Source organism: Zhengella sedimenti, assembly GCF_046506625.1.
Taxonomy (GTDB): domain Bacteria; phylum Pseudomonadota; class Alphaproteobacteria; order Rhizobiales; family Rhizobiaceae; genus Zhengella; species Zhengella sedimenti.
Genome location: NZ_JBKFFP010000003.1, coordinates 334572 through 348594, shown reverse-complemented (window position 1 = coordinate 348594; position 14023 = coordinate 334572). Strand labels below are relative to the sequence as shown.

10 protein-coding genes are annotated in these 14023 nt (G+C 65.2%); 3 read left to right on the top strand and 7 right to left on the bottom strand.

The genetic code is table 11. The features are described from left to right. Positions 1-77 precede the first annotated feature (77 nt). Positions 78-1493 carry an MFS transporter gene (locus ACLB6G_RS11015; protein WP_410356218.1) on the bottom strand — a complete coding sequence of 472 codons (1416 nt, stop codon included), beginning with the start codon at positions 1491-1493 and terminating at the stop codon, positions 78-80. Positions 1494-1752: 259 nt separating this feature from the next. Here ACLB6G_RS11015 and ACLB6G_RS11010 point away from each other — a divergent pair, with 259 nt between their 5' ends. Then, a complete protein-coding gene (locus ACLB6G_RS11010) occupies positions 1753-2451 on the top strand; it encodes a helix-turn-helix domain-containing protein (protein ID WP_410356217.1) in 699 nt (232 codons plus the stop codon). A 21-nt stretch (positions 2452-2472) separates the two neighbouring features. Here the strand turns inward: ACLB6G_RS11010 and ACLB6G_RS11005 are convergent, their stop codons facing one another. Continuing rightward, complete coding sequence (locus tag ACLB6G_RS11005; RefSeq protein WP_410356216.1) at positions 2473-3375, bottom strand: cation diffusion facilitator family transporter; 903 nt, start codon at positions 3373-3375, stop codon at positions 2473-2475. Positions 3376-3482: 107 nt separating this feature from the next. Here ACLB6G_RS11005 and ACLB6G_RS11000 point away from each other — a divergent pair, with 107 nt between their 5' ends. Further along, the gene (locus tag ACLB6G_RS11000) at positions 3483-5024 is read left to right on the top strand and encodes a fused MFS/spermidine synthase (protein ID WP_410356215.1); all 1542 of its coding nucleotides are present in this window, start codon (positions 3483-3485) and stop codon (positions 5022-5024) included. A gap of 36 nt (positions 5025-5060) precedes the next feature. On the opposite strand, the gene ACLB6G_RS10995 is transcribed toward ACLB6G_RS11000, so the two are convergent. Both ACLB6G_RS10995 and ACLB6G_RS10990 read right to left on the bottom strand, forming a co-directional pair. Then, positions 5061-5390, bottom strand: a complete 330-nt coding sequence (locus tag ACLB6G_RS10995) for a c-type cytochrome (RefSeq protein WP_410356214.1) — start codon at positions 5388-5390, stop codon at positions 5061-5063. Next, positions 5387-7576, bottom strand: a complete 2190-nt coding sequence (locus tag ACLB6G_RS10990) for an anthranilate synthase (RefSeq protein WP_410356213.1) — start codon at positions 7574-7576, stop codon at positions 5387-5389. Before ACLB6G_RS10990 ends, ACLB6G_RS10995 begins: the two co-directional genes overlap by 4 nt. Positions 7577-7863: 287 nt before the next feature. On the opposite strand from ACLB6G_RS10990, the gene ACLB6G_RS10985 reads away from it, so the two are divergent. Further along, entirely contained in the window at positions 7864-9366 is a 1503-nt protein-coding gene (locus tag ACLB6G_RS10985; RefSeq protein WP_410356212.1) for a tetratricopeptide repeat-containing sulfotransferase family protein, read from the top strand. Positions 9367-9655: 289 nt separating this feature from the next. Here the strand turns inward: ACLB6G_RS10985 and ACLB6G_RS10980 are convergent, their stop codons facing one another. The 3 genes from ACLB6G_RS10980 to ACLB6G_RS10970 all read right to left on the bottom strand — a co-directional run bounded on the left by ACLB6G_RS10980 (position 9656) and on the right by ACLB6G_RS10970 (position 14019). Then, the gene (locus ACLB6G_RS10980) at positions 9656-10933 is read right to left on the bottom strand and encodes a DUF2254 domain-containing protein (protein ID WP_410356211.1); all 1278 of its coding nucleotides are present in this window, start codon (positions 10931-10933) and stop codon (positions 9656-9658) included. Positions 10934-11100: 167 nt separating this feature from the next. Next, positions 11101-12780: a formate--tetrahydrofolate ligase gene (locus tag ACLB6G_RS10975; protein WP_410356210.1), complete on the bottom strand. Its 1680-nt coding sequence runs from the start codon at positions 12778-12780 to the stop codon at positions 11101-11103. 129 nt (positions 12781-12909) lie between these two features. Beyond that, entirely contained in the window at positions 12910-14019 is a 1110-nt protein-coding gene (locus tag ACLB6G_RS10970) for a DUF2333 family protein (RefSeq protein ID WP_410356209.1), read from the bottom strand. Between the last annotated feature and the right edge of the window lie 4 nt (positions 14020-14023).

Below are 14023 nucleotides of genomic sequence, written 5' to 3'. Positions count from 1 at the left end.
TGGGTTTGCCATGGGAACCTCCCTTGATGGCGGAAGAATGGGGTATTGGCGGACCGTCCGGGCCCGCCGGATCGGGTTCATTCGGCCGGTGCCGATTTCTTCGCCTTCTGCTGCTCGATCAGCGCCAGGCCGCTTTCGAATTCCTTCATCGCCTTGTCGGCGCGGGCACGCAGCGTCTCGATGTTCGCGGCCACGAAGTTCACCTTTTCCTCGGCTTCCTGTTCGGGGCTGAACCGGACGAAGAAGGCCAGGAAGGACGCGGCGGTTACAACCATGCCCATGATCAGGAAGGCATCCGGCCATTCGATCGCGCCCTTGAAGAGGAAGCCGGCGGTCACGGCGCCGGCATTGCCGCCCGCGCCCACGACGCCCGCCACCGCGCCAAGCGCTTTCTTGTTGATGAAGGGAACGACTGAGTAGGTCGCGCCTTCGGCCATCTGCGTGAAGAGCGAGAAGACGATCAGCGAGGGCAGCGCCAGGTAAAGCACGTTCATGCGCGAGAAGAGCATAAGCGCCAGGCCTTCGCAGAACAGGCAGACGAAGAGCCAGAAGGCGCGTCCGCGCAGGCCCCACAACGCACCGTAGTTGTCGCCGAAGATGCCGCCGAGCGTGCGTGCGAAGATGTTCATGAGGCCGAAGGACGCCGCCACGAGGCCGGCTTCCACCAGTCCGAGATCGAAATAGTCTGCGAAGTAGAGGGCTGCGGTGTTGTTGACGGTCAGTTCGATACCGAAGCAGGCGCCGTAGATGATGAAGAGCATCCAGACGCGGCTGTCGGCCAGCGCGTTGAGATAATTGCCGTTGACGGTCTTCTTCTCAGGCATCATGCCGCGGGCGCGAAGGTCGGCGAAGTTGCCGTCAGGCGCGTCCTGGGTCCAGAAGTAGTATGCGATGCCGGTCACGAAGATCGCGGCGCCGACGACGACCATCGAAAGCCGCCAGCCGAGCGCTTCGGAGAAACCGAAGCCGACCACGAAGACGGAGAAGATCAACGGCATGACGAACTGGGTGACGCCGCCGCCCAGGTTGCCCCAGCCTGCCGATGTGGCATTGGCCTGGCCGACCACGTTGGGCGCGAACATCACGGAAGTATGGTACTGCGTGATGACGAAGGATGCGCCGATCGCGCCGATCATCAGGCGAAAGATGAGGAAAGTCTGGAAGTCGTCCGCAAAGCCGATGCCCATGACCGGCAGCGCGCCGAGCGTCAGCAGGCCGGTATAGGTCAGCCTCGGGCCGATGCGGTCGCAAAGCCAGCCGATGAGCAGACGCGCGAAGATCGTCATCGCCACCGAGGCGATGATCGTCCAGCCGACCTGCTCCTTGGTCAGGGCCAGTTCGTCGCGCACGACCTTCATCAGCGGCGCGATGCCGAACCAGGCGAAAAAGCACAGGAAGAACGCGAACCACGTCATGTGGAACGTGCGGATCTGCACCATCGTTACCTTGAAGAAATTTCCCCAAAGACTGGTGGCCTTGTTCTGGAGTTCCATCGAAATTCCCCGACCCTCTGTTGAAACGGAGACCACCGGATGGCGGCATCCCCCTTGCATCGGGATAGGGAATGGTCGATCTGGGGGTGGAGTGTGCTTGACCTAGGTCAACTGCCGGGTGAAGTGGCACTGAAACAAGAGGCCGTCGTGCAGGGGTCGTATCGGCGCCGACAACATGTCAGGATTGACGCCGGAAATCCGGTCATGTCAGCCTTAAGCTAATCAATCGATCGCTTGACAAAATTCAAGGAGAGGCAAAGTGCGAAGTTCCGATATCCCCGAGATCAGGTCGCTTCGCCTGTTCGAGAGTATGTCGGATTCGGCCTTCGACTCGTTGATGCAGGCAGCCTACCTGCAGACCTTTCCTGCCCAGCTCGATCTCATCCGTGAAGGCGATCCGGCCGATTTTCTCTATGTCCTGACCGAAGGCTGTGTCGAGATGTATGCCCGCACGGGCCAGCGCGAGACGACGATGGGAATGGTCTGGCCGGTCGGCGCCTTCATTCTCGCCGCCGTGCTCAAGGACGCGGTCAACCTGATGTCGGCCCGCACCGTTCAGAAGTCGCGCCTGCTGCTGATACCGGCATCCAATGTCCGCGCTGCATTCGAAGCCGACGAGGCATTCGCCCGTGCCATCGTCACCGAACTGGCCGGCTGCTTCCGCGAAGTGGTCAAGGAACAGAAGGACCTGAAACTGCGCTCGTCGGTGGAAAGGCTTGCCAACCGGCTGATCCGCTTCGACCGCGAACAGGGCGGCAACGGGTCCTTCGAGCTTCCCTATGACAAGCGCACGCTGGCCTCACACTTGGGCATGACGCCTGAAAACCTCTCGCGCGCCTTCAACACGCTCAAGCCCTACGGAGTCGAGGTCGATGGCTCCCGGATCAGGCTGACCGACATGAAGAGCCTGACCGGCCTTGCAAGGCCGGATCCGCTGATCGACGACCGGACGACGTGACGGTCCGGGCCTGCCGGAAGCTCAGGTGAGCAGCAGGCCCTCATCCTTGGCCTTGTGATCCGGCTCCACGTGAATGGTCACCCGCGCGCCGGGAACGGCGGCATGAAGACCGGTCTCGATCCGGTCGCAGATCGCATGGCTTTCCTCCACCGTCATGGCGGCGTCCACGATAAGATGAAACTCGATGAACGTCGCGCGGCCCGCCGCCCGGGTCCGGATGTCGTGCACCTCGATGGCCCCTTCCGCGTTGGACCGGATCACCTCCTCGATGCGCCGCGCTTCCTCACCCTCCACGGCACGGTCCATCAGGCCGTTGACGGATTCGGAAATCACGTGCCAGCCCTCGCGCAGGATGTTGCCCGCCACGAGGATGGCCAGCAGCGGATCGAGGATGAGCCAGCCGGTGGCCAGCGCCAGCACGAGGCCGGCAAGGACCCCCGCCGAGGTGACCACATCGGCCATGATGTGCTTGCCGTCTGCGACGAGGGCAGGCGAACGGTATTCGCGCCCCTTGCGGATCAACAGGCTCGCGAACACACCGTTGATGACGGCCGCCACCAGGTTGATGGCCAGGCCCGGACCGGGCGAGGTCAGTTCATCGACGCCTTCAAGCAGCGCATTCACCGCCGCGTGGAGGATCAGCAGCGCCGCGACGACGATGAGCACGCCCTCCAGGACAGCGGAAAAATACTCCGCCTTGTAATGGCCATAGGGATGACCGCTGTCGGCCGGCCGGGCGGCGTAGCGAACGGCCATGAAGGCCGCTGTCGCGGCGATCACGTTGACGATGCTTTCCAGCGCGTCGGAAAACAGCGCGACGGAGCCGGTCAGCCACCAGGCGAAGAATTTCAGGCCCATGACGCCGATGGCAACGGCAATCGACGCAAGGGCGAGGCGGTTGACGGTCCTGGCCTGGGCAGGCATGGCACTTCTCCAATCGCGAGGCGTCGGCGTGTGACGAAACCGACTTGCGCGGCGTTGCAATGAACCGATACCATTCAACGATCAACCCCTGACGGAAACAAACAGGAATGACGTCTACCGCTGAAGAGGCCACGGCCTCGCCTGCCCTGCCGCCCGTCCGGGTTCTGGTCTTCGTTCAGGCAGTCGTCTCCGCGGCAAGCCTTGTCGTCGAGATCGTCGCCGGGCGCATGCTCGCGCCTTGGCTCGGCATGTCGCTCTATACCTGGACATCGATCATCGCTGTCGTGCTTGCCGGCTTTTCCGCCGGGCACTGGGTCGGCGGGATCTTCGCCGGCTGGCGGCCCAGGCGCGCCCTCGCCGCCACCGCCTGGGCGCTGGCCGGCGCCGCGCTGACCACCGGCATCGCCGTCTTCCTGCTGCGCTGGCTGGCCGGCCCCATGATCGCCGCGCTCGACAACCCGCTGGCCGCCATCGTCCTCCTTACGACACTCGCCTTCTTCCTTCCCTCGTTCTTCGCCGGCATCCCCGCCCCGGTCCTCACCCAGGTCGCGGTGGAAACGGCGCCCGCGCGCTCGGGCCGGGCGCTCGGCGCCATGTTCGCAGCCGGTGCCTTCGGCGCCATCGGCGGCACGCTGGCCGCCGGGTTCATCTTCATCTCGTGGCTCGGCACGACGGCAACGCTGACCGTCATCGCCGCCGTCTATGCGGTGCTTGCCGCGATTCTCTTCGCCTATGCCGGCCGCCTGGGCGGCAGGCCGGGCCTGCTGACAGCCGCCATCCTTGCCGCCTGCATGCTTCCCGCGACCGGTTCGCTCGCCCTGCCGGGGCACTGCCTCACCGAGAGCCGCTATTTCTGCATCCGCGTGGAGGATGTCTCCGCCGATACCGGCGAGCCGACACGGCTCATGGTGCTCGATCATCTCGCCCACGGCGTCACGGTGCGCGACGCGCCGGCACGCATGGTCACGCCCCACGGGGCGCTTCTGGATGCCCTGCCCCGCATCCGCTTCGAGGGCCGGCCCTTTTCCGCCTTCTTCATCGGCGGCGGGTCTTTCACCATCCCGCGCGCCTGGGCGGCCGAAGGCGTCTCGGCCGATATCACCGTCGCCGAGATCGATCCCGAAGTCACGCGCACGGCTGTCGAGCATTTCTGGTTCGATCCCGACAGCGCGCGCGTGCTGGATGTGGATGCCCGCCTGGCGCTGCAATCCGCCAACCGCAGCTTCGACGTGATCGTCGGCGACGCCTTCACCGACATTGCCGTGCCCGCGCATCTGGTCACGCGCGAGTTCTTTTCGCTGGTGCGCGACCGGCTGACCGGGGACGGCGTCTACGTCATGAACGTCGTCGACCATCTCGACCGCATGCGCGCGCTGGCCGCCATGGTCCGCACGCTCAAAGCCGTCTTCCCCGTTGTCGAGGTCTGGGCCGAGAACATCCGGCCGGAACCCGGCGCCCGCGCCACGTTCATCCTGCTGGCAGGAAACAGCGAGACGCCGGTGTCGCGTGTCACCGGCGCGCCGCCGGACCGGATGGAATTCGGCCGCCTGTCTGCACGAATCGTCGACGCGCTCATCGAGCGCACCGAGGCACCCGTCATGACCGACGATCTCGCGCCCATCGACAGGCTGATGGGCCGGCTGGATTGATCCACGCAGGGGAGCGGAACTCCCGTGCCGGCCACCTCACTCCGGCTGGATCGACGCCAGATAGGCGATGATGTCGGCGATCTGCTGCGGCGTCGCCTCGAATTCGGGCATGTCCTCATGGCCCGTCACGATGCCCTCGGCGAAGGCCTCTTCCAGCGCATCGATGGGATAACGCTCCGACAGTTCGCGGAAGGGTGGCGCGGCCGGATGAGGGCTGGCGTCGGACACGCCGACGCCGTGGCACTTGGCGCAGTTCGTTTCCACCAGCGCCTTGCCATGCGCGATATCGGCCTCCTGCGCCAGCGCGCCGGACAGTCCCGGCGCCATGGCTGCAAGTGCGGCGGCAATCGTCAACAGATGTCTCATGCGGCCCTCTCCTTCGCCCGGCGCGGCAGATGGGCCACCACGTTCTCGATCATGCGCATGCCGGCGTCGCCGCCCAGCGTCATGATCGATTCCGGGTGAAACTGCACCGCCGCCACCGGCTCCCTTTCATGTTCGATCGCCATGACGATACCGTCATCGGTCTCCGCCGTCACGGCGAATTCGCGCGGTAGGCGCACCGGATCGGCAAAGATCGAATGGTAGCGCCCGACCGTGACCTCCCGCGGCAGGCCGGAGAAGATCACGCCCTGCGTCGAGACGCGGATCCGCGACGGCTTGCCGTGCATCGGCACGTGCAATTGCCGGAGTTCGCCGCCATAGGCTTCCGCCAGCGCCTGCAGGCCGAGGCAGACGCCGAACAGCGGCAGCTTGCGCGCCCGCGCCTTGTCGATCGTCGCCTTGCAGTCGAAATCGGACGGCGAGCCGGGCCCCGGCGACAGCACGACGAGATCGGGATCGACACGCTCGAACACCTCCTCCGCCACGGGTGAGCGCACCGTCGTCACGCTCGCGCCGGTCTGGCGGAAATAGTTGGCCAGCGTGTGCACGAAGCTGTCCTCGTGGTCGACGAGCAGGATCTTCACCCCCTCGCCCACCCGGGCTGTCTGGCGCTGTTCCGCCGCCGCATTGCCCGCCTTGGCCTCGCGGATGGCGGCCAGCATGGCGGATGCCTTCAGTTCCGTTTCCGCCTCTTCCTCTTCCGGCACGGAGTCGTAGAGCAGCGTCGCCCCGGCACGCACCTGTGCCACGCCGTCGAGGATGCGGATGGTGCGCAGCGTCAGCCCGGTGTTGAGGTCGCCGTTGAAATGCACCATGCCCACCGCGCCGCCATACCAGGCGCGCGGGCTCTTCTCGTGGTTCTCGATGAAGCGCATGGCCCACAGCTTCGGCGCACCGGTCACCGTCACCGCCCAAGCATGGGACAGGAAGCCGTCGAAGGCGTCCATGTCCTCGCGCAACCGGCCCTCGATATGGTCCACCGTGTGGATCAGGCGCGAATACATCTCGATCTGGCGCCGCCCGATGACGCGCACCGAACCCGGCTCGCAGACGCGGCTCTTGTCGTTGCGGTCGACGTCGGAGCACATGGTCAGCTCCGCCTCGTCCTTCTTGGAATTGAGCAGCTTGAGGATCTGCTCGGAATCCGCGATGGCGTCCTCGCCGCGCCGGATCGTACCGGAGATCGGGCAGGTCTCGATGCGCCGCCCGCTCACCCGCACGAACATTTCCGGTGACGCGCCGATGAGATATTCGCGCTGTCCCAGGTTGATGAAGAAGGAATAGGGCGACGGGTTGATCGCCTTCAGGCGGCGCGCAATTTCCGACGGCCGGCTCTCGCAGCGCTCGTAGAACATCTGCCCCGGCACGACCTCGAACAGGTCGCCGCGCCTGAAGCTCTCCTTGGCCTTTTCCACGAGGCGCGAGTATTCGCCCGGCTCATGGTCGGCGCGCGGCGGCTGCGCGTCGCTCGGCCGGAACGGCTCGGCCACGGAATCGCGCGCGATTCCGGTCGTGTCGAAACCCTCGCCGGCAAACTCGTAGCGGTCCTTCCAGGCCTCTGCCGAATAGTGGTCGACCACGAGGATCTCGTCGGGCAGGTAGAGCACCAGGTCGCGCTGGCTGTCCGGCCGTTCCAGCTTGAAGGTCACCGGATCGAACTGGAAGCAGAGATCGTAGCCGAAGGCGCCGTAGAGGCCGAGATTGGGATCGTCATGCGACTTGAACAGCGCCACGATGGCGCGCAGCACGGTGAACACAGACGGCACACGCGAGCGCTCTTCCTCGGTGAACACGCGGTCGGGCTCAGCGACCTGCACTTTCGCCAGACGGTCCGTCACCGGACCCATGGTCACGTCGTCGAGCCTGGAGACCGCCGCCACGATGGCCGGCAGCATCGCCACGCCGCGGCTGTTCAGCGCCTCGATCTCCATGGCCCGTCCGCGCGCCGAGATCACCAGCGGCGGGTCGATGATGGCCGTATCCCAGCGCGTGTAGCGGCCGGGATACTCGTAGTTTGAGGAGAACAGCGCGCCGCGCCGGCTGTCGAGTGCCTCGACATAGGCGTCGATCGCGCCGTCATAGGGCGTGGAGTGGCGTGTACGGGTGATGGTGATGCCGCCTTCGGTGACGAAGGCTTCCGCGCCGCCGGGCAGTTTCGTGGGGGTCATGCTCGTTTCACTCCGTTGTCCCGCCGGACGGAGATCCGGGAGACCTCGCGCATATGAAAAAGGCCGCCCGGAGGGTTCCGTCGCGGCCGTTGATCCTATGACACACGCATGCGCGTGCGGGCCGCCTCAGCAGCCGCGCCACCAACCTTTGCAAAGAGCGATGCCCGTGTTCATGGGAAATCTCATTAGAGTGTTTTCCGCGGCGATGCAACGCCCGCGTTTGCGCCCGCTTGAGCCCCGCCTGTCTTGCCTGTAGGGATGGCCGTGATCTCGCAGCGGAGCCCGTCATGCGCCCTCCCCTTTCCGCCCCCAGAAGCGCCAGGGCACAAAAGGCGCTGGCCCAGATGGACATGCTGCGCCGCGCGCACCAGTTGAACCTTGCCGGCCGCGCGTTCGAGGCCGAACGCATCGCCCGTCAGGTGCTGGAAGAAACGCCTTCCAATGCCGAGGCCCTGTTCCTGATGGGCCTTCTTCACTTCAATGCCCGACTGCATGACGAGGCCCGGGCCTGGCTTGAAAAGGCCTTGCGCAAGGCGCCCGCCGATGCCCGCGCCCATGCCAAGCTGGCCGAGACACTGGTCGTCCTGGGGCTCGGCGACAAGGCCCTGCAGCACATGGCAAAGGCCGTTCGCCTGCAACCGGGGTTCACCCCGTTCATCGCCCAACATGCGAACCTTCTGGCGGACAGCGGCCGCCGGGAGGAGGCGCTGGAGGTCCTGGCCAGGGCGCGGACAAAGGCACCGGATGATCCGGCGCTGCTGGTGGCCTTCGGCCACATCCACCGCTTTGCCGGCGGCGAACCGGAACTCGCCGCGCTGGAAAGGCTCGCCGCAAGCCCGGATGCCGATCCGCAGACCCGGTTTCGTGCCGGCGCGGCCCTTTCGCGCGCGCTCGACCAGACCGGACGCCACGAGGCGGCCCTGGACGCCATGGTCGAGGCACGTGCCCTGATGCCGCCCTTTGATCTGGACGGCCTGGAAGAGAGGATCGCCGCGCGCAAGGCGCTCTTCACGCCTGACTTCATCGCGGACAAGGCAAGGCTTGGATCGGACAGCCGCCGCCCCGTCTTCATCGTCGGCATGCCGCGGTCAGGCACCAGCCTTGTCGAGCAGATCATCGCCAGCCATCCGCAAGCCTTCGGCGCCGGCGAACTGCCCGACATGGGCCTTCTGGTCAACGATGCCGTACCCGAAGCCAACAGCTTCGAGGCGCAGATGGACGTGCTGCGCCATCTTGATGCCGGAACGGCCGCGGCCATGGCCGGCCGTTACCTGGACCGGTTGAAGGCAATGGATGCGAAAGCAGTCCGCGTCACCGACAAGATGCCGCAGAATTTCCTCGAACTCGGCCTGATTGCCATCCTGTTTCCGCAGGCCGCCATCATCCACTGCCGTCGCGACCCCGCCGATACCTGCATCTCCTGCTTCCTTTCCGGCCTTTCCATGCAGCACGGCTACACCCGCGACCTTGCCACCCTCGGCGCCTATTGGCGCGCCTATGCGGGCATGATGGATCACTTCGGGCACGTTCTCGGCGATCGCATCCTCGATGTGGACTACGAGACGCTCGTCGCCGATCCCGAGCCCTCGGCCCGCGCGCTGATCGCCCATTGCGGCCTCGACTGGAACGACCGCTGCCTGGAGTTCTGGAAAACCGAGCGCCGCGTCTCGACCCTGTCGCGCGACCAGGTGCGCCAGCCGGTCCATACCGCGTCGGTGGGGCGGTGGCGGCGCTATGGCGCCGGCATGCAACCGCTGATCGATGCACTTGGGCTTGCGAACCGGTCATGAGCAATGACCGGCCCGTTCAAGGGCCGGGTTCCATGCCTGTCCGCGAAAACGGAAAATGGAAGCCCGGACCGGGCGGATGGTCCGGGCTTCCGCTCCCGCCAGGAGCGGGTCACAGGAGGACCGGGGTAAGCAGGGGAACCCGGAACCTGTGATCGATGACGCCTCAAGGTTGCGTCTTGTTGCCTTTATATACCATAAATTGTATTTGTAAAGTTCCCGCAACCTCGCGCCTCAACAAAAAGTTGCGGCTGCGTGCCAATCCTGGCCGGAGGCCGGCGCGGCTGGCCGTTCAGGCGTCCAGAAGACGTTCCAGTTCTTGCGCCTTTGCCCGGACAGCGCCCAGTTCGTAATGCCCCTTGAGGACGGTTTCGCAACGCTCCAGCGCGATTCGGGCGTGGCGCCGGACGGCCTCGACATAGCGCGGGTCGTTGTTCTTCCGCCCGATGGCCAGCAGCGCATCGAGCGCCCGGAAGATATGAACCTGCACTTCCGCCACGCCGCCACCGTCCCGGCCGACCGGCAGGAAGAAATCGTCAAACAACTCGTCCAGGCTGATCGGCGGCACATGGACCCGGTTGAAAAGCACATCCTTGACCTCGTGCTTCCGGCCCCAGATGGACAGGATGTTGACCACCCGGCCGATGATCTGGATGGCGGTGCCGGGGTCGTTGACGCCCGGAGACAAGGCGCGTGATGCGATTTCACCCATGGCGATCAGCCCAAGGCGCGGATCCTGCGCGAAAGAGCGGTCATGGCCCGTCGTGATCGCGTTGCGCACCGCCTTTGCCAGTTCGTCATCCCGCGACCCGGAGACACGGGCCAGCGCCTGGCCCGGATGCACGTAGCTGCCCGGCAGCACGAGAAGATAGACGCGTCGTTCCGCGCCCGCAGCCTCCTGCAAGGCCTCCATGTCGATGTGCAGGACATGGGCGATCCTCTCCGTCTCCACGGCAAAGGAATCGCCGGGGATGCCTGTTTCCGGGTCGGTCAGCCCGATGCCGCCCAGATAGGGGCGCTCGCGGCGCATCGACATGGCCTCGTTTGCGGCCTTCTCCACGCGGCGGATCACCTCGTCCAGGCGCCCGAACGACAACAGGAAATCGATCCAGCGCAACAGCGTCATCACGAGCAGCACGACGACGATGATGGTGACGAGGAACAGCACCACACGGCCTGATTCGCCGTAGATGCCGGTTTTCAGCAGGATCAGGCCTGCAAGGCTGAAGATGAACGCGCCGACAAAGGTCGACAGCATGTTCTGCACCGCCGTATCGTCCTGGAGCAGCGCGGTCGCACGGGGTGTCGCGGTGGTTGCCGCGGTCGCGAAGGCCTGCACGACGGTGGACAGCGAGAAGGTCGTGACCGCCAGCATCGACGAGGCGATGATGGTGAGGATGCTGTCGACGGCACCGGCACCCAGCGTCAGCACCAGGTTCTCCGGGATGTAATCCTTGAGCAGGATGGCCAGCACCGCGCTGGCCACCGATAGCGCGGAAATGATGCCCGCGCGAAGAAAAAGCCGGCGGCTGACCTGGTGCAGGATCCATTGCCAGCGGGTCATGATCATGCGCCTTGCCTCTCCGGTCCTTCAGCTTCTGCTTGAAGCAAGATGGATCGGCCGGAGGCATCAGGCAAGGCAGGCCGCGGACGGGAGAAGCCGCGATCAATTGCAAGAAGGCCCGCCGCCATCATGCTGGCGGCGGGCCTTGTCGGGGCAGATTCGAATGCAAAAGGTCAGAACAGGCCTTCGATGAAGCCCTCTTCGTTGAAGCGGATGTTTTCGGCCGAGGGCACCTTCGGCAGGCCCGGCATCGTCATGATCTCGCCGCAGATCGCCACGACGAACCCGGCACCCGCCGAAAGCCGCACCTCGCGCACCGGCACCACGTGATCGGTCGGCGCGCCGCGCAGGTTGGGATCGGTCGAGAACGAATACTGGGTCTTGGCCATGCAGACCGGCAGCTTGCCGTAGCCGTCGGCCTCCCAGCGGCGCAATTGTTCGCGGATCGCCTTGTCGGCGATGGCTTCGGAACCGCGATAGATGCGCCGGACGATCGTGTCGATCTTGTCGAAAAGCCCCATCTCGTCGCTGTAGAGCGGCGCGAATTGCGACAGGCCCGATTCGGCCAGTTCGACCACCTTGTGCGCCAGGTCCTCGATGCCCGCCGAACCTTCCGCCCAGTGGCGGCACACGATGGCTTCCGCGCCGAGCGAGGCGACATAGTCCTTCACGGCCTCGATCTCCGCGTCGGTGTCCCCGGCGAAGTGGTTGATGGCCACCACGGCCGGAACGCCGAACTGCTTCACGTTCTCCACGTGACGGCCGAGATTGGCGCAGCCTTTCTGGACCGCGGCCAGGTTCTGCGCCCCGAGATCGTCCTTCTTGACGCCGCCATTCATCTTGATGGCGCGGATCGTGGCCACGATCACGGCGGCGGCCGGCTTGAGTCCGCCCTTCCGGCATTTGATGTCGAAGAACTTCTCGGCCCCGAGATCGGCGCCGAAACCGGCTTCGGTAACCACGTAGTCGGCCAGTTTCAGCGCGGTCTTCGTCGCCACCAGCGAATTGCAGCCATGGGCGATGTTGGCGAACGGCCCGCCATGCACGAAGGCGGGATTGTTCTCCAGCGTCTGCACGAGATTGGGCTGCATCGCGTCCTTGAGCAGCACGGCCATGGCGCCGTCTGCGTTCAGGTCGCGGGCGCGAATGGCGGTGCGGTCGCGACGGTAGGCGACGATAATGTCGCCAAGCCGCCGTTCCAGGTCCTTCAGGTCGGAGGCCAGGCACAGGATGGCCATGACCTCCGAGGCGACCGTGATGTCGAAGCCGGTCTCGCGCGGATAGCCGTTGCTGACCCCGCCGAGCGGACCGACGATCTGGCGCAGCGCCCGGTCGTTCATGTCCATCACCCGCCGCCACGCGACACGCCTGGTGTCGATCTCCAGCTTGTTGCCCCAGTAGATGTGATTGTCGATCATGGCCGCAAGCAGGTTGTGCGCCGCCGTGATGGCATGGAAATCGCCGGTGAAATGGAGGTTCATGTCCTCCATCGGCACGACCTGCGCGTAACCGCCGCCCGCCGCGCCGCCCTTCACGCCGAAGCACGGGCCAAGCGAGGCCTCGCGGATGCAGATCGCCGCCTTCTTGCCGATGCGGTTCAGCCCGTCGCCGAGGCCGACGGTGGTCGTGGTCTTGCCTTCCCCCGCCGGGGTCGGATTGATCGCCGTCACGAGGATCAGCTTGCCATTCTTGCGGTCGCCGAGCGAGGCGATGAAGTCGGCCGAGACCTTGGCCTTGTCATGGCCGTAGGGGAGCAGGTGATCGGACGGGATTTCCAGCCTGGCGCCGATCTCCTGGATCGGCTTCTTGGACGCCGCGCGCGCGATTTCGATGTCGGACTTGAATTCGGCCATGCCGCTCCTCCCACGGGGTTGAGGAATTGAACAGGCCGCAAACAAGCCACGCAATGGCACGGTCCCGCTTGCCCGTTTCAGCCACTCCGTGCACCGTTCGCGACACGGCGCACACGAGCGGTTTTCCCGTCAGCGGTCGAGGATGTCGCGCATTTCCGTCATGTTGGCGCGCACGCGCAGCACGTAGAAGCCCATCGTGGCCAGGTGCGACGGCATGATGAACGCCGATTCCGCGCCGTTCGAGATGATCCAGGGGCGCATGTCGAGCGCCGAACGCAATTGCTGCGAGGCCTCTTCCCAGGTCCGGCCCAGGCCGCGTTCGTTGACGATTCCCTGGAAATCGCTCTGGGCGCCGGCCATGATGCCGTTCAGCGCGTAAAGCTGGCCGTAGGCGAACCAGAACCGGTCGTCGGCCCGCGTGTCGAACCAGCCGGCGTTCGATACCTCGATCTGGTCACGCAGGATGTCCGAGGTCGAACCGATGGCGTTGGTCATGGTGTCGAGGAAACGCAGGAGGTTGTCGGCGCGGGGATCGAATGTCGCGTCGCAGCTTGCCAGGCGCTGGTTGAAGGCGCGCAGGTTGCGCACGGCGGTCCGGTAGGTTGCCGGCGTCGGCGCGATGAAATAGGGCGCCTGCGTGGTCACGTACCAGAGGTCTTCCTTGTAGTTGAGGTTCTGGCGCGCATCCTGGAGGTTCTGGTCGATCTGCGACGTGCCGCGCACGCGGCCGAGCCGGTCCACGAGTTCGAACGAGGTACGGCGCAGGATTTCGTTGATCCCGAGCTGGAACGCCGCCTTGTTGTCGAAGAAGGGCGTGTATTTCCAGTCCATGCCGAACAGGCCCATCTTGGAAGCCAGCATGGAGGGAATCCAGGCATTCTGGTTGACGTTGAAGTCGGTCAGGTCGGCGGCCACCTCCACGATGGAGGACACGCCGCAGGCGCCCGCCTGTCCTTCCACAGGATCCCCCGGCAAGGTCGTGCGCTGGCCGAAATCATAGGCCGTGACGTAATCGGGATTGAAGTTGGTCCAGATCTGCGTCTGGACGATGAAATAGGCATAGAAGGCGACGATGCCGGCGACGATGGCGCCCACGACCGTCTTGACGATCCAGCCCTTCTGCAGCCACCAGCGCCCGAGCCAGAGGAACGGCCACAGGAGCCAGCCGATGACGATGCCGATGCCGCGTCCGATCCACTGGAAGACCATCGTAAAGAAATTGATGATCGGGTCGATCATGGCG